Annotated in this window: 17 protein-coding genes; 4 read left to right on the top strand and 13 right to left on the bottom strand. The window is 40.1% G+C overall.

The annotated features are described in order from the left end of the window. Window positions 1–541 precede the first annotated feature (541 nt). Window positions 542–3,688 carry an AsmA family protein gene (locus FL972_RS18515; RefSeq protein WP_144607469.1) on the bottom strand — a complete coding sequence of 1,049 codons (3,147 nt, stop codon included), beginning with the start codon at window positions 3,686–3,688 and terminating at the stop codon, window positions 542–544. 762 nt (window positions 3,689–4,450) lie between these two features. On the opposite strand from FL972_RS18515, the gene FL972_RS18510 reads away from it, so the two are divergent. Beyond that, on the top strand, window positions 4,451–4,684 hold the full coding sequence (locus FL972_RS18510) for a hypothetical protein (RefSeq protein WP_144607468.1): 234 nt from the start codon (window positions 4,451–4,453) through the stop codon (window positions 4,682–4,684). A 212-nt stretch (window positions 4,685–4,896) separates the two neighbouring features. Here the strand turns inward: FL972_RS18510 and FL972_RS18505 are convergent, their stop codons facing one another. The 11 genes from FL972_RS18505 to glgP all read right to left on the bottom strand — a co-directional run bounded on the left by FL972_RS18505 (window position 4,897) and on the right by glgP (window position 17,872). After that, window positions 4,897–6,855: a CASTOR/POLLUX-related putative ion channel gene (locus FL972_RS18505; protein WP_144607467.1), complete on the bottom strand. Its 1,959-nt coding sequence runs from the start codon at window positions 6,853–6,855 to the stop codon at window positions 4,897–4,899. A 415-nt stretch (window positions 6,856–7,270) separates the two neighbouring features. Further along, window positions 7,271–7,549: a DUF5615 family PIN-like protein gene (locus FL972_RS18500; RefSeq protein ID WP_250161391.1), complete on the bottom strand. Its 279-nt coding sequence runs from the start codon at window positions 7,547–7,549 to the stop codon at window positions 7,271–7,273. Next, a complete protein-coding gene (locus FL972_RS18495) occupies window positions 7,546–7,767 on the bottom strand; it encodes a DUF433 domain-containing protein (protein WP_144607466.1) in 222 nt (73 codons plus the stop codon). The genes FL972_RS18500 and FL972_RS18495 overlap by 4 nt, the downstream gene beginning before the upstream one ends. A 247-nt stretch (window positions 7,768–8,014) precedes the next feature. Further along, window positions 8,015–8,770 carry a LytR/AlgR family response regulator transcription factor gene (locus FL972_RS18490; protein WP_091651632.1) on the bottom strand — a complete coding sequence of 252 codons (756 nt, stop codon included), beginning with the start codon at window positions 8,768–8,770 and terminating at the stop codon, window positions 8,015–8,017. A 121-nt stretch (window positions 8,771–8,891) separates the two neighbouring features. Then, complete coding sequence (locus tag FL972_RS18485; protein WP_091651629.1) at window positions 8,892–9,626, bottom strand: LytR/AlgR family response regulator transcription factor; 735 nt, start codon at window positions 9,624–9,626, stop codon at window positions 8,892–8,894. 11 nt (window positions 9,627–9,637) lie between these two features. Beyond that, a complete protein-coding gene (locus FL972_RS18480; RefSeq protein ID WP_144607465.1) occupies window positions 9,638–10,696 on the bottom strand; it encodes a sensor histidine kinase in 1,059 nt (352 codons plus the stop codon). Between the two features lie 80 nt (window positions 10,697–10,776). Beyond that, complete coding sequence (gene uvrA / locus FL972_RS18475; RefSeq protein ID WP_144607464.1) at window positions 10,777–13,608, bottom strand: excinuclease ABC subunit UvrA; 2,832 nt, start codon at window positions 13,606–13,608, stop codon at window positions 10,777–10,779. A gap of 115 nt (window positions 13,609–13,723) precedes the next feature. Beyond that, window positions 13,724–13,948, bottom strand: coding sequence for a VOC family protein (locus FL972_RS19630; protein WP_250161390.1), 225 nt, complete (start codon window positions 13,946–13,948; stop codon window positions 13,724–13,726). Next, a complete protein-coding gene (locus FL972_RS19625; protein WP_250161389.1) occupies window positions 13,941–14,111 on the bottom strand; it encodes a hypothetical protein in 171 nt (56 codons plus the stop codon). The genes FL972_RS19630 and FL972_RS19625 overlap by 8 nt, the downstream gene beginning before the upstream one ends. Before the next feature lie 231 nt (window positions 14,112–14,342). Next, the gene (locus FL972_RS18465) at window positions 14,343–16,163 is read right to left on the bottom strand and encodes a M14 family metallopeptidase (protein WP_144607463.1); all 1,821 of its coding nucleotides are present in this window, start codon (window positions 16,161–16,163) and stop codon (window positions 14,343–14,345) included. 50 nt (window positions 16,164–16,213) lie between these two features. Beyond that, window positions 16,214–17,872: an alpha-glucan family phosphorylase gene (gene glgP, locus FL972_RS18460; protein ID WP_144607462.1), complete on the bottom strand. Its 1,659-nt coding sequence runs from the start codon at window positions 17,870–17,872 to the stop codon at window positions 16,214–16,216. Window positions 17,873–18,393: 521 nt separating this feature from the next. On the opposite strand from glgP, the gene FL972_RS18455 reads away from it, so the two are divergent. The 3 genes from FL972_RS18455 (at window position 18,394) to FL972_RS18445 (ending at window position 20,921) form a co-directional block, all read left to right on the top strand. After that, window positions 18,394–18,975, top strand: a complete 582-nt coding sequence (locus tag FL972_RS18455; RefSeq protein ID WP_144607461.1) for a YceI family protein — start codon at window positions 18,394–18,396, stop codon at window positions 18,973–18,975. An 18-nt stretch (window positions 18,976–18,993) separates the two neighbouring features. Next, window positions 18,994–20,265, top strand: coding sequence for a hypothetical protein (locus FL972_RS18450; RefSeq protein WP_144607460.1), 1,272 nt, complete (start codon window positions 18,994–18,996; stop codon window positions 20,263–20,265). 62 nt (window positions 20,266–20,327) lie between these two features. Further along, on the top strand, window positions 20,328–20,921 hold the full coding sequence (locus FL972_RS18445) for a YceI family protein (RefSeq protein ID WP_144607459.1): 594 nt from the start codon (window positions 20,328–20,330) through the stop codon (window positions 20,919–20,921). 1 nt (window position 20,922) lies between these two features. Here FL972_RS18445 and FL972_RS18440 read toward each other — a convergent pair whose 3' ends face one another. After that, window positions 20,923–22,581 (bottom strand): carboxylesterase/lipase family protein, encoded by a 1,659-nt coding sequence (locus FL972_RS18440; RefSeq protein WP_144607458.1) that lies wholly within the window; start codon window positions 22,579–22,581, stop codon window positions 20,923–20,925. Window positions 22,582–22,830 lie beyond the last annotated feature (249 nt).

The following is a 22,830-nucleotide window of genomic DNA, read 5'->3' as shown; positions in this document are numbered from 1 at the left end:
TAGGCAAAAAGTAACCAAAAGCCTTGTCGTGGCTAAGCTTCCCCCCACAAATCAACCCACACCCCGCTGCCACGACGACCCACCGCGCCTTCACGAAGATTGCTGATTGACGGAATGATAGGGAGACTAATTAAAATCCCGTAGGGATTTGAGATAGGTAGAAAAAGATACATGGTGCTTTTCCATGCAGTAGGTATGGAAGAGAAGGTTCAGAGTTCAATGTTTCCATGGCCTTAGGGAAGGGTTTAGAGCTGAATGGTTAAATAAAGCACTCATGATTTCATTTGGACTGCAAACCCCACGTTAAGGCCTCGGAATTACTCTCAATCTCTATCGCGGATTCCGAAGAGCTAATCAACTCATATGGGCCGTCTCGATGGGACTGGGAAGGACCTCTCGCCAATTATTTCCAGAGATTTTAATCTCTGGCTAGATGATCTTTCGTCGCCATGCGACTGATTTGAATTAAACCCTGATAGAAGATCCTGGATTTGTAAGAAAATCGCTGATTATTAGGATTATATCCTATGATAGTGCCCCTTTAATTTCTTTCTTTTTGTAGGGCAATTTTATAATCTTCCGGAGTTCCTGTCAAATTTAGATTCACAAATCTGATGCGCTTGTCCTGATCTCTGTAGACAATGGCATCTTCCCTCTCAGGGTCGATCTCTTCCTGTTTTTTACCAAATAAAGACTGGAAACCTGCTTTGGTGACGAGACCTAGCGGGATTCTTAGATAGTAATCCATGGTCAAGTCCAAACCTTGTTTCCCGGAAATTTCCATAAAGCCCAAACTAGAATTAATCGTCATACTGGGAATCTCCAATACTCCATTTTGGAGATTGAATGTATTTTGAAGGGTGTCAAACCGAACTAGGTTGAGGTTTTTATCTTTAAAATAGCTAGACATGGCTTGTAGAGGAGTGAAATTTACCAAACTTCCATTGTGAACAGTCAAATCCATTTTTGCAGAGCTCTTCTCAATGATAGGAGTCAAGTCAGGGTAAACCAAAAATTTGCTTTCAATCGTACCACTAATTTTTCCATGGAGATTTTGATTGATTAAGTATTCCTGTCCAAAGTTTTCAAACTTTACCATCAACTTGTCCAAGTCCAATTTCTCAGCAATCATCTTGCTCGAAAAATAGATTTCCTTTGGATTTGAACCGTTGAAATAACCTTTCACATTTAATTTCCCATCAGCAGTATGCACTTCCATATTGTCCAAATAGATGAAATGGTCAGGCGTCATTCTTCCCGAAAATGAAAAGTCCTCCAACCAAAAAGTATGATAATTCAATTCTTTGACAGTAATGGAAAACTTGAAATCTGAAAAGGGTATTTCAAAAATATTGAATGCCGAATCATGCTGTGTTTTGGTATTTGCTGAGGCATTGTAATTCATCAAAGCATCCAAGTCTAGCTTGGAGGAAGTCAGCTTAAAGACATTGTCTCGCTTTTGTAATACAGGGTCTTGACCGGTATACCAAGTAAGGTTTAGAAGAAAATCACTTTTTCCCATTTTACCTGAGAAGTTTTCAACGAGCAAGTGCTCATCTTCAAAATGCACCCTGCCATTGAATTTCTCCAGTTTGAGGGGATGCAGCTTCATTTTCGAACTTAACTCTGTCAAGTAGAAGTCCGCTGACTGAAACAAGCTATCATAATGTAGGTCAAGCTTACCGTGCAGCTTTAGATCCTTGAATTCTTCGTTTTTATATTCTTCTGGGAGGTAATTGTTGCCTTGATAGCTCAGAAGGTCACCAGGATGAAGGTAATTGCTGGTTAGGTCAAATTCAAAGCTGCTTTCTCCTTTGGTTATGGGTAGAAACCACTTGGGATAATTTTCGATAAGCCCACTGAAGTGAAAATCTGTTTGGTCTATCTCTCCTGAAAAATCCTTCAAAACAAGGTTTTCTTCATCTACAATTACATCTGCATGAAAGTCATGGAAGGTATGCGGATAGTGTGCTAGTTTACCGTAGAAATCTTCGATAAAAAACTCACCTTTTGGTAAATACTCAAAATTGGAAAGTTGGTCTCCAGTCGTCTCGAATGCTAATTTGATGGAGAAATCGGAAATCTCTTCTGTTGTAGAATCTGCCAAAGCCGGGTTGAATGCTAAAACCTCTTTGAACTTTATTTTTTTGCTTGAGGCCAAAAAAGATGCTTTGACAGGGGTTTTGTATCCGTGAAATACTGCTGGAAAATCACTTAAAGTTCCTTTGAAATTAAAGTCATTTTCACCCAAATTGAATGATAAGGTGTCTAAAACCACTGCTCCGGAACGCATCACTCCTCGCATATTAGCATTACTGATAGGGATGGGATGATTGGGTAATTTGAAACTCAAATTGCGGACAGTTATTTCACTGTCAATGCCATTTTTTAAGGGTGCTGATTCATCGAATGCAAAAGCCAAATCAGAAATCTCCTTGAAGTGCATATCTATAGTCACTTCTCCACGTAATTCGTCCAAAATTTCCACATTGAAGAATTCACTAAGAAACTCCAAATCTAGATCTGCATGTAGATCCACATTGATAAAGGGGTCCTTGAAATTTTTGATAAAAAATGTTCCTTGGAAGGATCCTTTTTCGGGACGGACGTAAAAGTTTTTTAACTGAATTTCAGAAGATTCTAAAGTTCGCTCTTCTCCATTGGTGAAATAACCAGAGAATCGCATGTCATCTACTCGCTTATTTACCCCGGGATTGAGAAACCAGGCATTTTCGCAACCGAACTCCACATTAATTGCAGGCATATTTCCATTTGCTGCTTTCCCGATGACTGTTCCTATAAAATAGATGTCCCCTTCATTTTGATAGGCTTTCAGGGCATTACCTACTTCTTTTGGAGCAAAGGCCGCAAAGAGATCAAAATTAGGTTTTTGCCCCTCCAGCTTTAGGTTGGTATTGAAGTCATCATCCAAATCAAGTGTTCCTGAGACTCCAAATCTCGAACGCTCCAAATCAATATAGCTGGGAGTAATTTCTATGATTTGGGTGGATTGATTGAAGTCTATTTCCAGATTGAGGCTGATTGCTTTATCAGAAAAGAAAGTATGTTGCTTATTCTGATCCACATCCAAGATTAAGTCCCCTAACAAATCAATATAGAAATGCTCTTCAGAAACCTGAATTTGAGAAGTAAGGGAATTTATTTTACTTACGACGTCCTGACCGGTATTTTGGTCTTCATAAAGGAGCGTAAAATTTTCAATGAGCAGTTCTTTTACGTCCAAATCAAACTCACTCTCTAAAGAATCTGAGGAAGTCTGATCTATTCCTTTCGCGAGTAGGATATTGATATCTCCATTTGGATATCGGATTACGTCCAAGTGACCATTTTGAATTTTGATTTTTTCCAAGTGATAATACCCGCGAAGCAGATCCAGCAAGTTGAATCCCAAATAAATATCTGAGGCCTGGTACAAAGGTGGCTTGTCTTTAGTTTTTGACTCATAAAAACTGACATTCTCCAAATCAATGGAGATATAAGGGAAATTGGCGAAAGGAGCTATATGAGAATCCTCGAGTTCTAAGAATCCATCATATTGTTCATTGATTCTTTGGATTGCATTTTGTACCAAGCGGTCTTGGTGACTGAACAAAATCGCCATCAATAAAATGGAGAGGATGAGTAGTGGGGTAAAAATTAGAAGAAATATTTTTAATGGTTTTCTCATATTATGCTTGTCTCAAAATCTGCTTCAAATTTCTATGTCTATCTCATGGTGAAATGAAGCCACTTTTTCCCTTTGCGGAGAGGGGTCTAATTTATGTAACAATAAAAGAGCTTAATTGTATGACGGGGATAAATATACGTAATGCGGTCATGTCTTGATTTGAGGGAACTGGTCTTCTTGGCTTTTAAAAGTGCTAAATTTATTCGGATTTTAAATCCTAGGATAGGGCCTCGGGATTGCTCATGATAAAATCGTGGATCCGAGGAGCATTGAAGAAGGTATGCCTTCGGCAAGGTATTCTGTAAATACGGCTTGGGCTAATTTAAATCCCGTAGGGATTAGAGCTAGGTAGAAAGAGATAGATGAGACTTCTCCATGCCGTAGGTGTGGAAGAGAAAGTTCAGGGCTCAAAGTTCAGACGGAAGAAGGGTTTGTGATTGAATTTTGAAGAGGTGATTTTATTCGGATTGCAAATCCAACGATAGGACCTCGGGATTGCTCCCGATAAAATCGTGGATCCGAGGAACATTTTACTTGGAAGGGTTTGGCCTCGATAATTTTTCTAAAAGATTCTAAAAAAGGGTTTTGTTCGTGCAACCAAATTTTGTTCGGGATTTTGTCCGCACTTGAGGAATTGCTGTACGAAACCGTACAGCTTCAGGAAGTAAAACCTTAAAATTAAGCGAATTAAGGCCTTTTTTTAGTTTGGGTCAGTTTTTGGCATATAGGTACCATACGAAAACAAACCAATTATTTACTGCCATGAAAGCAATACTATTTACCCAAAAAAATGTCTGTGCGGCACTGGGTTTACTAATGGCACTGACAATCGTATGGAAAGCGAAAACTGAAACCAGTCTTGCACAGCAAACTGCCCGATTTGAATATACTAAACCAACTTCTACTTCAATCGGTGAAGCAAAAGGTTCAGAGATAATCCAAATCTCTGAGGATGAAATTAACAGGTCTGATAGTGAATTGACACCTATCATTTAAGACCTTAAGAAAAACTCGTAAGGGTTAATTTGGTTGATTGTTTGGTTAAATGAAAGAGGCGGGTTTTACCTGCCTTTTTTTGTTATTATACCCGGATTATGCAATCCATTTCCTACTCCTCAATCTCCAAAGTACCTTATTTGCTTGCATTTTGAGTTCTCCAAACGAATTCTTATTCATAATCCAGGTTTATTCGGACTTTTCCTTTTAATCTAGTAAACCGTTGTCAAAACTACCAAGAGTACCTCCGAACTGATCTCCAGATTTCTATTTTTTTCAGGATTGAGAATCAGTTGCTGCTCCTTTTTCAAGGAATTGGGTTTGTATATTCCCAGAGCAATTTCTCCAAACTCAGATGCCTTGTCTTCTAATTGCCTAAAAGGAATCTGCCCAGGATTCAAGCCATATTCTTGGATACTTCTGAAAATAATTTCTGCCCCTCCCGCAGTAAATAGCTCTTTAAAAATGCTGTTTACCTCTCTTTGCAAAGCAGTGCCGGCTAAGAGATTACTTAGGATTAAAGGGCTAATAATCACTTCTGCTTTGTATTTCCTCAATAAGGTCTCATTGTGCGGATCTGAAAGTTCTAGTAGGACATTGGGCTTTTTATTGAGCTTTTCTAAAAGCTCTTCCAGCAGGACATAGCCCACAATGGTTCGGGCATCGGCTTCTTCTTTTTCCAAAATCCTCCCACTACTGACTAAAATAATGTTGTCGAATGCAGGAATATCAAGCTTTTGCAGGATGTTATCGTTGACAAAATCCTCTACTACGTGTTGAATCCTGATTCGCTCCGATATACTTTTGATTTTTTCCAGCTTTGCCTCTCTCTTTTCTTTCGGATAAACTGCCACGATGGTAATATCATAATACTCATCTTCATAGGTGCTCAGCTCCCGAACCAAAGCTGGAATATGGTAATTCCATCCTAAAATCAGGATTTTTACAACTCCTGACTGCTCCTCCACCTTCAACTTTTCCTTGATCTGAATAGGTGGCTCTGGATTATTAGCTATGTTGGTTTTCAGTTCAATATCAGAGGAACTTCTGGCCATAAAAACAAGCCTGTCATTTTCTTCCAGTATAAATTCAGGACTCATATTGAGCATAGGTGTGGGTTCTTCCCCATTATACCTCACTAGGCCTAAAATAACAGCCTTTGGAAATGCTGGCCTTAGGTCATGAATCGTTTTCCCCTTGACTTCAGGGTATTCTCTGCAATATAGATTGTTGTGTACGCTATGACTCAATAGCTCATTGTATACCACAGATAAGCCTTGAAGTCGTATGTTTTGAGCAATCAGCCTGCTGATAATGGTGTTACTCCCAATTACCTCCATCGGTCCAGAGTAGGCCCGATAGGCGGCGTCTATTTTGTTGTCATCTTGGATTTCAGCCACCACATAAGGGAAATTTTGACTTCCGGAAGACTCCTCTGCGGCAGCATTGAGTGACAATAATGTTTTAATGGTTTCTACATCAGGGGTAACTAGCTCATGATCTGTATAGGAAGAACTGGGAATAATGATAGCGGCAGCATTAAGACTGTCCACACGTTTGAGGTCTTCAGGGTCAATGGGTATCCCGGAGCGAAGCACAATATCATCAGCAGCTTTTCCGATCAGAGGGTTGCTTCGGAGTTCCTGAACATGCTCGGGCGTCACATCCTCTGCAAGAATGATCAAGTTCAGTCTTCTGGCTCCATAAAACTTCAAAAATCTTCTTAATCTGCCAACAGACTGAATAATTTCTCCTACTGTATAGCTTGTCTTGGAGTTCCAGCCTAAAATCAAAATGTGATTCTTTGCTGCAACCGGCGTAAAACCTTGTTCCAGGTTTCGGATTTTGGTATTCATCCAGGTGGTAATAATGGCTACCATTGAACCCAAGAAAACCACATAGCCAAGCACTGTAAGTATAGTGGATACAAAGCGTCTCCAGTTGCCCTCATCATCCCCTAGATATCCAGGATCAGACAAGCGTAGAAAGGCCCACCATACCGCTTCTCCAAGATTTCCTGTGGGTTCTCCAGACGGCAAGACAAGCAGTCCTCCAATCAGCGATATCAATCCAATGAGCATTGCTACATACAGCAATTGAACGTAAGCTCCTTTGACAAACTGGCGTTCAAGAAAAAATTTAATACTCTCTTTTATTCTAAGTCTTTTCATGCATTAACATTTATTGCCAATTCATTTTCCAGCGAAAGAATGGGAAACATTGGGAAGCTCTTTTAAAAACTGACCGTTCTTTAATTATACAAAAAAGAAAGCTTAGTATACTAATTGAAGATTGTTTGAGGAGGTTTTAATACTCTCCACATAATCTTCCTTCCAGCTTAAAAAAACAGGAATTTTCATTTTGCGGTATGAGAAGACGGAATCGAAAATAATAATGCCTGCTAAAAATCTAAATTTAATGTAATCGAATACCCATTTTGTAAAATATTTTTTCCGATTATTCCCTGCTCTTTATTCTTCTACTTAGAACAATAAATTCTATCTGAGTGGTTGTTTTTAGTTTACTGAATTTTATCGATTTATTTCCAAAATCGATTTTTCTTTGGATTCCAAAAAATGTTGAACGTTACTGGAATTGTTTAAAGGAAATGGAAGTATTAGTGGTTGTCAAATTAACAGATCTCAGCCAAATAATTTTGGGTGGAGAGTCTTTTACTAGACTCAAATCAACAAAGTCCGAGTCGAAGGTGACAATTGCATATCCATTTTTCTTTGCAAAATTAAAGATTTTCAAGTCTGGAGCATTCTCTAACCCTTCAAAAAGAACATGTGTGGAACCCGGAAATTTTTCCTCTAAAAGTCTAACAATCTTAGATGATATGTTCTGATCAAAAAGTAGTTTCAAGTGGCGAACTGAAGTTTATGTTCTTTATCTGCTGCAAAAGCCAAACACGCATGTATCATTTCTTCATTTAACTCTTCAAAATCAGCAAGAATTTCCTCCTTTGACATTCCATTGGATAACCAGTTTAGTACATCATAAACAGAAATTCTGGTACCTTTAATACAAGGCTTTCCAAACCTTTTATCTGCTCTGATTTCGATATATTTTTGATAATCCATAGCTAAATATACTGAATTATTAGATCATTTGTTTCCCCAATTAACCTTAGTATATTGATAATATTATTGATTTTGCTTCCGATTTTATCAAATCAGAAGGGGATCATTTTCCTGGATTATTAAAATCTTTTACGATTTATTACTTGATGATAATAAACCCTCCAAGGGATTTAAAACCCTTGGAGGGTAAAAAAAATCCTGCCTCTTTGGAAGCAGGATTTTTAAAAATTGGTCGGTGGGTGTAAACTTAACTTTCCGTAATTGTATTCAACTTGGCTAAGAAGCTATTGTAATATTGTCTTCCAACTTGCACAATTGCCCCTTGCTTGAGCGTAATTTCCTTGGTATTAAAGCTTTCAATTTGTCCCAAATGAACGATGAAAGACTTCTGAACCCGAAGGAAAAACTGGGAAGGTAAAATTTCCTCAATTTCTTTCATGGACTTGCGGATACTATAATCTCTGTTTTTCGTGAAAATAGTCACCATATTTCCATTTGCCTCCACATAGTAAATCTCATCGTAAGGTACACGCTCAAATGCATTGTCTGCTTTGATAAATACCGCATCGGTAACCAAATAAGGGCTTTCTTTTGGAGCAACTACGGCAGCTGTTTCCGTAGCAGGCTTGGTTCTTTTATTATAAAGCACGATTTCCACGATAGCGTGGATATCATTAGTATTGAAAGGCTTTACAATAAACCCTGCAGGGGCAATTCTTTTAGCTCGCTCAATGATGGTAGGATCTGAATAAGATGTCACAAACACCAAAGGTGCGTCCACCATCTGCTTTACAATTTCCCCCAGTTCAATTCCATCTTTATCTCCCTTCAATTTGATATCCATAAATATCAAATCAGGACGATATTTTTTGATGACCTTGATACACTGATTGGCCGAGTTGGCAATGTCTATATTGACATAACCAAGGAGTTCTAAGATTTCCTGAATATTCTCTGCAATACTTGGGTCGTCTTCGACTATTAAAATCCGCTCTTCTTTCATGGGTTTGGCAGATAATGCGTTTTAGTGGATGTATCGGGTTAAAAAAGCGATATAAAATTACTTTTCCACTAATTACAGAATTTAATTCGGGAAATCAAATGCTTTTTTTTGGTTATGAAAGTTACAAGCTCATCATTTCCTTGAATCGTGCTGCCTGTCTGCGACTTACCTCAATTCTGTCTCCTCCTTTTAGGGTGACTACCAAGCCTCCATTGAACCAAGGTTCGATTCCTTCGACCCAACCTAAGTTGATAATATGCTTTCTGCTGGCACGGAAAAAAGACTTCTCATCCAGTCTTTCATCCAAGGCATTCAAGGACTTATGGATCATTGGCTTGAAATTGTCGAAGTATACTTTAATATAATTTCCGTCGGATTCGAATAGCCTTACATTGGACAACCTGACAAACCAGCATCTGTCTCCATCTTTGACAAATACCTGATCATCCAAGGTCAATTTTTTATTGTTAGTTGAAGCAGCTTCTTCCTCGCGCTTGATTTGGTTTTCGATTTTGCCTGAAAGTCTCTGAATAGCTTCCTCCAATCTTTTGGGCTCGATAGGCTTCAGCAAATAATCCAAAGCATTTACCTGAAATGCCTTCAGTGCATATTCGTCATAAGCTGTGGTGAAAATTACGTGAGGAACATTATCCAGCTCCTCTAACAAATCGAAACCTGTTTTCTCTGGCATTTGAATATCCAGGAAAATCACATCGGGATTGAGTTGATCTATCTTCTCCTTGGCATCCTCCACATTCACTGCTTCTCCGACTACTTCGACGGTTTCCAGCTGATTTAATAAGTTGATCAGCTCTTTTCTTGCCAATCTTTCGTCATCAATAACTATGGCTCGCATATTTTTTCAGTTTATTGTTCTAAAGTTACTCTTTGTTTGGGAATTTTGATTTCGGTGATAACAAATTGATTCCCGGAATTGAATATACGGAACCTGGCTTTATCCCCATAAATTAACTTAAGCCTTTGTACCGTATTACTCAACCCATGGCCTCCATCGGCTTTGGGCTTCAAGCTCGGAGGAGTTTTGAGATAGCCGCTGTTTTTAACTTGGATATACAAATCATCCTCCAGTCCTTCCCTGCATTTGATCTCAATGATCCCCCCTTTTACCAAATTAGAAATCCCATGCTTAATGGCATTTTCCACTATGGTCTGTAGCATCATTGGCGGGATTTTGTAATTGAAGGCCTCGTCTTCAATTTGATATTCTACCTGCAGCCTTTCTTCAAAGCGGATGGATTCTAGCATGAGATAATCTTTTACCGTATTCAGTTCGTCCTCAAAATCAATGGTCTGTTTTTTATCCATCATCAGTGAGAAGCGAAGTATATTCGAAATTCTCGTGATCGCATTTTTCGCCTTGTCCGGATCTTCATCCACTAAAGCTCTCACGCTGTTCAAAGCGTTGAAAATAAAATGTGGATTGAGCTGGCTTTTCAGATGGTTGAGGCGGATTTGATTGATTTTCGCCTCATATTTTAGGGTATTGTTGTAGTTGTCCAGAAAGTGAAAAAGGAAATACAGCAAAAACCACATGGCATAAAAAAGAAAAGCTATAAACAGGTTGGCTGAAATAACCAGTAGCTGAAAGTCATTCTGTGGGTTTAGAATTCCAAAAGCAATGTTGATTAGAATCTGTACAACCACATTGACTAAACTCAGAGCCAACATTGCCAGGACGGACTGCAGTAAAAGTTGAGGAATGCTCAACTTGAACCAATCGTAGGTCTTGATTATGTAGCGAATAAAATGAGTTGAAAGCAGATAAAATACCGCAAGAACAATAAAGCCCCAAACCTGAACTTGATTGATTCCGGTGGAGGAAAGGGATGCAAAAAGTATCTGGACAAAAGCAATGCTTCCCCAGCCCAGAATTTGTAGCAACCAGTATAAACGAATTCTATTCATAGAACCTCAAATATACTGAAGCTATGAAAAGGAATCAGTGGATTGTGATAAAAGGAATATAGCACTGATTTGGCCTTGAATCAGCTATTTAATTCAATTTTCAGAAACTTGCCTGTATGGCTTTTTGTATTCTTCGCAATCTGCTCAGGTGTGCCTTTTGCGATTATAGTTCCCCCTTTGTTTCCTCCTTCAGGCCCCAAATCCACCACATAATCAGCTACTTTGATGACATCTAGGTTATGCTCAATAATCAAAACTGTATTGCCTTTGTCTACCAGCTTTTGCAAAACTTTCATCAGCATCTCAATATCCTGAAAGTGCAGTCCTGTCGTGGGTTCATCCAGAATATAGAAGGTTTTTCCAGTGTCTTTTTTGGAAAGCTCAGTTGCCAATTTCACCCGCTGCGCCTCACCTCCGGATAGCGTAGTAGCATGCTGTCCAAGTGTGATATAACCTAAACCCACATCATTCAAAGTCTTGATCTTTCTTAGGATTTTCGGTTGGTTATGGAAAAATTCTACTGCCTGCTCTACCGTCATGTCCAATACATCGGAAATGGATTTTCCTTTAAATCTTACTTCCAAAGTTTCCCGATTGTAGCGCTTTCCTTTGCAAGTTTCGCATGGGATGTGGACATCAGGTAAGAAGTCCATCTCAATCAATTTCATCCCGGCACCCTCACAGTCCTCACATCTTCCTCCTTTGACATTGAAGGAAAATCTTCCCGGTTTGTATCCCCTGATTTTAGCCTCCGGAAGTTCTGTAAAAAGTGTCCTGATATCTGAAAATACTCCCGTGTAAGTGGCGGGGTTTGATCTTGGTGTTCTACCAATCGGAGACTGATCCACCTCAATTACTTTATCCAGGTGCTCCAAGCCTTTGAAGCTCTCATAAGGCATGGGGTCTTTTTTGGATCCATAAATATGTTGCCTCAAAATGGGATACAATGTCTCATGAATCAAAGTACTTTTCCCTGATCCGGAGACGCCGGTGATCAAAGTCAGAGTGCCTAGTGGAATTTCTAAATCTACATTCTTCAGATTATTTCCACTTGCACCTTTGAGAATTAAGCTTTCGCCTTTTCCTTTTTTGCGTTCTTTGGGAATTGGTAGCCCAAGTTTCCCTTTCAGATAATCGGCAGTTACTCCTCCTTGCTTCAGAATTTCCTCGGGCTTGCCTGATGCAACAATATGTCCGCCGTGTCTTCCTGCTCCCGGTCCCATATCCAGCACAAAATCGGATTCGAGCATCATGTCTTTATCATGCTCCACTACCAGCACCGAATTACCAAGATCTCTTAGGCTTTGTAGCGCCTTGATCAATTTGACATTGTCCCGCTGGTGCAAGCCAATGCTAGGTTCATCCAAAATGTAAAGCACTCCCACAAGCTGAGTACCTATCTGGGTTGCCAGACGGATTCGCTGAGCCTCTCCACCAGAAAGCGTTCTTAATGGTCGGTTGAGCGTCAAATAATCCAAGCCAATATCCAAGAGAAAACCTATCCTCTTTCTGATTTCTTTCAATACTTCCTGACCGATGATCTGCTGCTTCTCAGTCATGCGGCTTTCCACGCCTTCAAACCAATCTCCTAAAGCTCGGATATCTTTATGAGCTAATTCACCGATGTGCGTATCGTCGATTTTGAAGTGCAGTGCTTCCTTCTTCAGACGATATCCATTACAATCCGGACAGGTCTGAGTGATGGTAAACTCCGAAACCCAGTCCTGAATTTTTTCAGAACTGCCTTCCTGATACTTTTGGAGGAAATTGACGATTCCCTCGAAGGTGGTATGCCACTTCGTTCCTGGATATTTCACCGAGTCCACAGCTACTTCAACCTTATCTCCGTAGAGCAGGACGTCCACCACATTTTCAGGAAGCTTATTGATAGGCGTACTCATGCTACATTTGTAATGCTTCAGGATCGCCTCAATTTTCTTAAATATCCAGATGTCTCTATATTCGCCCAAAGGAGCAATTCCCCCTCTGGTAATACTCAGACTGGGATCGGGAATGATACTTTCTTTGGTGATTTCTTCAGTAATCCCGAGCCCATTACAGGTAGGGCAGGCTCCATATGGACTATTGAAAGAAAAAGTGTTAGGGGCAGGCTCATCGTAAGAAAGTCCTGTTTCCGGATCCATCAAGTACTTGGAGAAATGATGAATTTCTCCTTCCTCATCCCGAATCATGATCACCCCTTTGCCATGTTGCAAGGCAGATTTGAGAGATTGAGTGATTCTAAATCTATCGGACTCATCAGCGACAATACGATCGATTACAATTTCAATGTCGTGAATTTTATAACGGTCCACCTGCATTTTGGGAACCATTTCCATTACCACGCCATCAACCCGAACTTTGGAGAATCCCATTTTTCTGATCTGCTCAAAAAGCTCCCTGTAATGTCCTTTCCTTCCTTTGACTACCGGAGCAAGGATAAAGAGTTTTTTTCCTTCAAACTTGGAGAAAAGTTGCTCGATAATCTGGTCTTCTGTTTGCCTCACCATCTTTTTCCCTGTTTCATAGGAAAAAGCCTCCCCGGCTCTTGCGAATAGCAATCGCATAAAGTCGTAGATTTCGGTAACTGTGCCTACTGTGGAGCGAGGATTTTTCGAGGTGGTTTTTTGCTCTATGGCAATTACAGGCGAAAGCCCATTGATTTTATCTACGTCGGGTCTTTCCATCCCACCTAAAAAAGAGCGGGCATAGGCTGAAAAGCTCTCCAAATATCTTCTTTGTCCTTCCGAATAAATGGTGTCAAAAGCGAGGGAGCTTTTTCCGCTTCCGCTCAGACCTGTAACCACCACCAGTTGGTTGCGGGGAATTCTGACATCCAGATTTTTCAGATTATGCTCTCGGGCACCAAAAATTTCAATAAATTCTTCCTGAGAAGCAGTGGATTGACTCATAAATCGATGGGCAATTTTAAACGGCGAAGGTACTCAATTATCGATTGATTACCAGAACTACTCCAATAACCTGAGGACTGCCCGTCTGGTTTCCAGAATTGGGTATTTTCCTCAATTAAACTGTCAATTCCAATAAATTTCCTTCAGGATCTGATATTACAGACTCATAATATCCATCGCCTGTAGTTCTGGGTCCATCTAAAATCGGAATGCCCTCAGATTTGAAAAATTGGGTTATTTCATCCACCTTTTCTTTCGAGCCTAAAGAAATAGCTATATGAGCATAGCCTGAATATATTTTTGATCCTTCTGCCCTGCTTTCCAGATCTTGTCTATTCATCAGCTCCAGTCTTGCACCATTGGGGAATTTTAAAAAATAAGAACTGAACCCCTTTTTTTGGATTGATATAAAGCTCTCCTGCTTCAAGGCTCAGGTAATGGCAATACCAATTTTTCATGCTCTCCAGATTCTCTACCCAAATGGCTATATGCTCTATTTTCATCTGTTTATAATTTGTTTTTCAAAGGTCAGATGGAATCTTCGCATTGGTTCCCCGATACATCGGGGCGTCTCTCTGTGTGTCACTTTGGGTCGTGCTCGATTTCATCTGTTTATATTTTGATTTTTAGAGGTCAGATGGAATGCCCTACCCCGATTTATCGGGGCATCCCCCTCCCGAAACAAGTTCGGGACAAGTTGTGTGAGATTTTTCCTCATGGGAATTTCATATTATTTACCATTCTCTTCCCACTGGAATCACTTTCCAGTTTTGATCAAAATAAGGGGTCTTTTCATAAAACCAGCGATAGATTCTTCTCGCATTTTTAGCGAAGTCAGGGTCTTCTGATTTTTTCTTCTCAAATTCGGTTTTGAGCTTTGGATCTTTTGCTAGCATTTGAGCAATCAAAGGCTCCATAATGTAAGTCTCCATATATTCTGTTTGGCTGAATACGGAATTGAAATATCCCCATTGAAAAAAGCTGTCCACGGATTCCTCTTCCAATAAAATTACTGCCAGTTCCCCCAAAGCTTGGTCAGTTTTGACTCTTATGGAGCCTGGAAGGAAAGTTTGCGTTCGGTAGATTTTTTCTGAAGAAAATTCCTGCACTCTCATTAAGCCTTCATAGGGCTGACTGCCCATTTTAAAGTCTATTACTTTGGAGTATTCTAGCCTGATGTCTTTTGGCTCACTCAAGATTTCCAAATCAATCCCGTGTAGCTTTAATTTTTCAATGACCTCCGACCACTCTGAGGAAATCCAATAAGCTTTGGGAATAGGGACTGTTTGCACAGGCACGTCCATCAAAAGGGTAGGGACTTCCTGAGTGATTGCCTTACCTTCCCAAACCACATATTCGGATCCAGTTAGGGAAGATTTTTCTTTTCTGGATGCTATCCCTTTGAATTGCATGGTGTCGGCTGGGCTCTCCCTAAATTTGAATTTCACATCAAGGGATTCCTTTGCCTGATTTTGATCCACAGCAACCGCTTTTTTAACTGCGTCAAAATGCTTAGCCATGGTCAAAATCGCTTGTTCCATGAAGACATAAGTTCCCAATACGCGTTGTCTGAATGGCTTTAGAGAGTGATTTTCTATTAAAATGGAGGGTAAATGCCTAACATCTCCATAGGTATGAGAAAATCTGGGGCTGAAAGAAAAGGCTACATTTCCGGAGGAAAAATCATCCCCATTCGCAGCGAATAGAAGAGGACCTGGAATATGACCCTTGCTACTCAAAGCAGCATCAACTTCTTTCTGAAAAGTATTAGCTAAAAACTGACTGATAGCAGGAGAATATCCTCCTGTCTTTACAAAGCCGTAAGTGATGTCATATTGATAATCTGCACCATCTGTGACATGCACATCCACATATAAATCCGGCTCATATTCATTGATCACTTCTATGACGGCCTCAACTCCAGCAGTTTGGATTTTGGTAAAATCCCTATTGAGGTTTAGGTTTTTGGCATTGGTTCTCCATCCCATTTCTACCGGCCCTCTTTGATTGACGCGGCCATAAGGGCTTCTTCTTTCATGTCCATCCACATTAAGTATGGGGATAAAAAGAATATTGGCCTGATCCAATAAGTGGCCTTTTTCTCCATGGATGATATCGCGAAGCAACATCATGCCGGCATCTTTTCCGTCTATTTCTCCGGCATGAATTCCCCCGTGGAAAAATATCAGCGGTTTCTCTTCCTTTTTTAACCTTTCTCCGTCAAAAAATTGATTTTTGGAAGCGATGAGTATCCAAATATCCCTTCCCTGTTCACTTTTGCCGAGGCTTTTAAGTTGGAGGTAAGGACTGGAGTCAGCTAATTTTTTGATCCAAAGGTAGGTTTCCTCATAAGTTGGAGATTTTTTCAGGTCGCTTGCTTCTCCTGGAGTTATCCAAGGATGATCTTTCGCTACAATGAGGGCTTCCGATTTTCCTTTCCAGGGCAAAAGTGGAGGCATTACATCTTGAGCATAAGTGAAAATTGGTAAAAGGATCAGAAGGAGTAGGGCTTTTTTCATCATTACATACAATAGAGAGGCAAAATAAAAGCTCAAATCGAATTATCCGATTTGAGCTTTACAGAATGGTCTAAATATCTTTTGAATCAGGATTTGTACATTAAATCATAGTATTCTTTCGCCATTCTATTACTTTCAAAAAAGCCGATGACATCTTTCATGCCTTTTTGAACTAAGGCTCTCCAGCCTTCTGGATTATCGTAATAAAGCGGAAGGATTTCTTTTTCCAGCACTTCATAGAGCTTATTCAAATCGTATTCGTCTTGCTCTTCCACATGCATGGATGCATAGTTAGCTGGAGGAACGATGAAGCTGTTTTTTCCATGCTCTGCAAATTCACAGATCCACCCGTCAAAAGTGGAAAGATTTACCCCTCCATTCATGGATGCGGTCATACCCGAAGTGCCAGAGGCTTCTCTCGGCACGCGTGGATTGTTCAGCCAAATATCAGACGCCTGCTTGAGACGCTTGCTCAGAGTCAACTCATAACCTGTACACACTGCCATATTAGGATATTGCTTGCTCAAATGAACCAGCTGGTTGAAAACAGAAATGGCATTGTAATCTAATGGATAAGGTTTACCTGCCCAGATTATCTGAATTGGATATTTCGAATTGCGCATTAATGCATCAAATCGTCGGATATCCCGAGTGATCAATTCGGCTCTTTTGTAACTGGCAAATCTTCTGGCCCAAACGATAGTCAGTACTTTCGGGTTCATGAGTTTACCTGTCTGATCTGCTACGATATCAAATGCTCTTTTCTTCAAAAACTGCTTTCTATCTTCAAAAAGAGCCACATCGTCCTGCTCCATGTAATGATAGAGTTGCTTATCCGCCCAGTATTTGAAGTTTTGGGAATTGGTAATGTGGGTAATTTCCGGGATGTTTTTGTGGGATTTCCACATTTGCCTACTAACTTTTCCATGGAGTTCAGAGACTCCATTCGCTTTTCTGGCGAATCGAAGCGCTGCTAACGAGTGATTGAAAACATCACCTTCCATACCGGTGAGTTTTTTCACTTCATCCACAGAGTATCCGTTGAAAAAGCTCATTTTATTCAGTAGATGAATATCGTGTTTTTCATTTCCGGCCTCCTCTGGGGTATGCGTGGTGAAGACCAGTCGTTTTTGAACTTCCTTCTTGCTGCCGAATTTTCTCATTAGATGAAATACGGCACTGACTCCATGAGCTTCATTCAAATGGTATACATCCGGATTAAAATTGAGAATATCCAATAATTTGGCTCCGCCTATACCCAATAGTAAACACTGCGCAATCTTGGCTGCAGTGTCGGAGTCATATAATTTATGAGTGATTGTCTGACTGAGATAGTCATTTTCAGGAAGGTCTGTGCTCAATAGAAACAAGGGCGCAGACTTGAAAGTATCCGGAGCCAAATAGAAAGCCTTGACCCAAACTGGCACATCATGAACTGTTACCTGAAACTTGATCCCTGTATCCTCCAAGAAGCTGTAGGTCTTTTCGTACCACTCTGGCTTAAGTGTTTGGTCATGATGCCTCGTCTGATCGTAATAGCCGTATTTCCAAAGGATGCCTATACCAATCAGGTTTTGTCCTAGTTCATAGGCACTTCTGAGATGTGAGCCTGAAAGGAATCCCAAGCCACCTGAATAGATTTTTAAAGGTTGGTGAATGGCAAACTCCATAGAGAAGTAAGCCACTTTTTCAGAATAGTCTGAGGATATCGAATAGGGTACTTTATAGTTTTTAAAATCTGTCATAGTTGTCTGAATAAGAGCGCCTAATTTATGGGAAAAGAAATCGCTTTTAAGCAGAATTTTGAGGAATGTATCAGGAAAATTTAATGCAACCGGTTGAAATCGAGCTTGAAGGTGATATTAAAAAATCAAGTGGATTATCATGGGCATAGTTGTTATGTAATGCAAGATTCTCTGATCATTTCCTTGATTTTAACCGAGAAGCTGGTTTGCTCTTAATTGAAAGCCGATATTATTTTCATCATTCTAAAGCCAAAAAACTTTTAGCTGAGTCCACGAAATTATTAAGAGGCGAAATCATTGAAGTAAGATATAAATACTGTCTTGCTGATTTTTTTTAAAATAAAATACCGTAATAGATACAAAATACATTCCAAACAGTATAAAGAATAACTTAGCTATTTTATTGTAGATTCTTTAAAAGCTGATAAAAGTCATCCTTTTAGCCAATTCTCGTCAAGTTTTAATCCAATCGCTGAACCTACTTTTGGATCAACAAACAAGTTCACTAACCCTTTAATGCGATGGAAAGGCTTACAAAATACATACTGTTGACGCTGATCTTGGGAGTACTCCAAATACAAGTTGGATACGCTCAGCAACAGTTGTTTACAATCAAAAATTCAGCAGAGGTAAAAGTTTCCGGCACTTCGACAATTCATGATTGGGATATGGTAACCGAAGGTCCTTTACAAGGCCAGGCATCCATAAATCTATTGAGTGGAAAGCTGGAAGGAATTCAAAGTTTGACGATAAAAGTTCCTGTGAAATCCCTGAAAAGCGGAAAGAGCTCCATGGATAAAAATGCTTATGAAGCTCTTAAAGCAGAGCAGTTTCAGTCAGTTGATTTTCAATTAATCAGTCTGGACGAAATTCAGAGCAAATACCTGATGGCCACCGGAAAACTCAGTATAGCAGGAGTCAGTCAAACTGTAAAAATGAAGGTCAATTACCAGGTAAATGGAAATTCTGTCCTTTTCTCCGGTAATCTTCCGATCACCTTTACTCAATTCAAACTTAGTCCACCGACTGCTGTATTCAACACCATCAAAACCGGTAACGATTTACAGATTTCTTACAAAGCGATTTACGAACAAAAAAATTAACCCTTATCTCAATTGATTATGAAAAAGCAATTAACCTGGTTTGGCACATTGGCGATAATTCTCATGGCGCTGAGCCCTTTGGCAACAAATGCACAAGAAAAAACCGAGTTACAATATTTTAGATCCAATGATAAAGAAGGTCTAAATGTATTTGAAACTCCGAAAGAAGCGAAAGGTACCTTTGATAAGGTAAGAGTATTCGTTGGAGGTGATTTTGCACTCCAATTCCAGACCATTAATAACTACAACAATCTCAATAACTTGGTGGAGTTAGGTTCCAATTTCAATCTTCCTTCTGCTAACCTTAACATCAACACACAATTAGCTGATGGTATGAGATTGCATTTAAGAACTTATCTTTCTTCTAAGCACCATAACGAGGCTTGGGTAAAAGGTGGTCACCTTCAAATCGATAGGCTGGACTTTATCAGACCTGGTTTTATGGAAGGCTTTATGAATATCGCGACCATTACTGTTGGTTTGGATGAATTCAACTATGGGGATGCTCACTTTAGAAGATCTGATAATGCGCGAGTGATTTACAATCCTTTCATAGGCAACTATATAATGGACTCATTTTCTACTGAGGCATTCGGAGAAATAACCATTCAAAATAATGGGTTTATCGGGGTAGTTGGACTTTCCAATGGTAAACTCAATCAAAATGTGATTGTCAATGATAACTCTGACAATAAGGCTTCTTTCTACGGAAAATTGGGTTTTGATAAGCAATTGAGTGATGATTTACGACTAAGATTAACAGGTTCTTGGTACTTGAATAATGGTACTACCACAGGTACTTGGTTGTACGGAGGAGACAGAGCCGGTTCTAGATACTACGGAGTGATGCAGGCCTTAGAGGGAAATGCAAGCGATTTCGAGGGAAGATTTAATCCAAGATTCAAGCAAATGACCGCGATGCAGTTCAACCCTTTCATCAAATATAGAGGCTTGGAGTTCTTCGGGATCTATGAAGTGGTTAACAACTCTCCAGACCAAGGAGATGGTCAATTCACTCAAGTAGCTGCAGAAACACTCTACAGATTTGGCACCACCGAGCAGTTTTACCTAGGACTCAGATGGAACTCAGTGAATGGTAATGCAAATAGCACTGCTCCTGATACCAAGATTACAAGATTGAATTTAGGTGGAGGTTGGTTTATGACTAAGAATGTGCTTCTAAAATTAGAATATGTAAATCAAGAGTATAAGGACGGTTTTGCTCCGGATAGCAAATACTTTGAAGGTCGCTTCAAAGGTGTGAACATGGAAGCTGCGATTAGTTTCTAATCCAGAAACTAGATCACCCAAATCGGCCCTGGAAACGGGGCCGATTTTAAAGTTTTACAGTCATGGAAAAGATAGTCACTTCCCTTCTTATTTTATTTATTTCTTTTGGCTTCAGCCTAAAAGAAAAAGAAGATATCACTCATTGGAAGGTATCTAAGGAAAGTGTGGTTGAAATTTTAGGTAAAACCAATGTCAATCAATTCGAATGCGCAGCTTTGGGCTATCAGGGGAATGATATATTAATTGAAACGCTCTCACCTGAAAAGCACATTGCTCACTGGTCTGGAGAAATTGTGTTGAATTCAACGAATTTCAATTGCTACAACAAGTTGATGACCAGAGATTTCCATGAAACTGTCAGAGCTGAAGAACATCCTGAAATAAGAGTAAGGTTTTTAGATCTTGTCCGAACCAATCCCAACACCCCCTCTGAAAGTCTCAAGGGGAATGTTGAAATTACTCTTGCAGGTGTGTGTAGAAGATTTCCGATTTCCTGTCAATTGCAAATCAAGCAAAATGGAAAAACTACGCTCAGCGGAAAGCAAACAGTTACTTTTTCAGATTTCTCAATTGATCCTCCAGTTAAGTTTTTTGGTACAGTAAAAGTCCATAATGAAATTCAAGTTCGATTTGGACTTGTTCTCGAACAAATTTGAGTTAAGCCATCAAAGCTGCTAATCCATTGGCATCCGGCTTATTTTTCACTTGACAGATATCATCAAGAATCATGGTTTCTCCATTTGCAGCTTGATATGCTGGCCAAGTAGGAAGGCCTCCTCCATTCGGATTCCCTGTTTTCATAAAGGCTAGCAAAGCAGAAGACATCTTATCAGACAAGGCTCTTGGTCTGGCTCCTCCTCCAGTATGGGTATACATGCGATCAGTATTCTGGTACCAGAAACAGATATCTATGCAGTGAAATGCTTTCATGCGGCCATCGTAGAGATTGGGTTCCCAACCAAACCAGGCTAAATAAACCGGTGCAGATTGGGAGGCTTTTGCTGTGGAGGTATTGATAGCACCTTGGCGGTTGGATAGGATCATGGCCCAAAGATCTGCCGGAGATGCATTTGGAAAGTCCTTTGCATAAGCAGCATAAATAGCATCAGATTGTTCACCAAATCTACCTTTTAGCTGCTCCACTACCCCGGCTTTATCTATTTTTTCCAGTTCGGCATTGGTTCGGGTTGGGTTCCATTCATGGAATGTGGTACAAACCATCAAGGGCATGTTGGCTGCATGGCCTGAAGTTTCTGAAAAGAACTCACCTTTCGGAATATGTACTCCATCAGCAACAGGACCGAAACCACCTCGAAAGCCGGGCTGAGGGTTATCTTTCCGCATTCGAACTAAAGCACGATTTGCGACATCTAAATACTCTCTCCACGAGATTTCCTGAATTTGATCCAGCGTAGCAGGCGTTAGTTTTGCCTCCTCCATGACATAGCGACCCAATGTCTGTGCATATTCTTTGTCATTGGCTTGAAGCATGCTGCCACTGAGCGCAACGCCTTTATGTACCATACCTTCGGAAGCAGGCATGGCCATGGTGCAGGTGACTTTCGCACCTCCTCCGGATTGCCCCATGATGGTGACATTTCCAGGATCTCCTCCAAAATTGGAAATATTGGTTTTCACCCAGTTCAAAGCCGCAATGATATCCAACATGCCAACATTTCCTGAGTCTTTATATTTATCGCCTCCTACAGCGGATAAATCTGTGAAGCCAATTGGTCCCAACCGGTGATTAATGGATACGAAGACGATATCTCCGTTTTTGGCAATATTTTCCCCATGGTAGCCATCCTGCTCAATTCCATTTCCATTGGTAAATCCACCTCCGTGAAGCCAAACCATCACTGGGCGCTTTTTCCCATCAGCGATTCCATTGGACCAAACATTTAGGCGCAAACAGTCTTCGCTGAGATCGTCATAGTTCCAATGATCCGCAAAAGAGTAGTGGACATTTGCATAGCGATTATCCATAATCTGAGGAGCGGTGTTTCCCCACCAAATAGTGGGTTTGACATCAGTCCAGGGTTCAGGTTTTTTGGGAGCCATAAATCGATTTTTCCCAGCAGTGTCTGCTCCATAGGGAATCCCCAAGTAGGTAAATATGCCATTCAGGATATAGCCTCTTACTTTTCCTGAGTCGGTATTGGCGATTGCTATATTATCTCCAATTTGGAGAACCTGATCATCCGAAGCTGCTTTCGGGGCGGAGGAAAGTGCATGTGCTTGTGAAGCGAATGGGATGGAAGCTGCAAGTGTTCCGGCGCCAACTTTCTTAAAAAAATCTCTTCTGTTGGTTTTCATAGGTGAGGGAGTTTTGGATTATTGTTTCAATATGACAAAATAGAAAAAGAAATTGAGAATCAGAGTATAATAGAAAAATTATAATGCCTATGAATCAAGTTCTATTTTTAATATGGAGTTTCGATAATTAAATTCATCCATCTTTTTATTAAAAAAAGTAGCCTTTTATGCACATATCAATATGCACTATTGAGTGAAAAATGCACGAGTTAATTTTTGGCTCTCAATTCATTTCCTCTTTACTAAAAA

It is taken from the genome of Algoriphagus algorifonticola, assembly GCF_007655305.1.
Classification (GTDB): domain Bacteria; phylum Bacteroidota; class Bacteroidia; order Cytophagales; family Cyclobacteriaceae; genus Algoriphagus; species Algoriphagus algorifonticola.
This window is presented reverse-complemented; position numbering and strand designations above follow the sequence as displayed.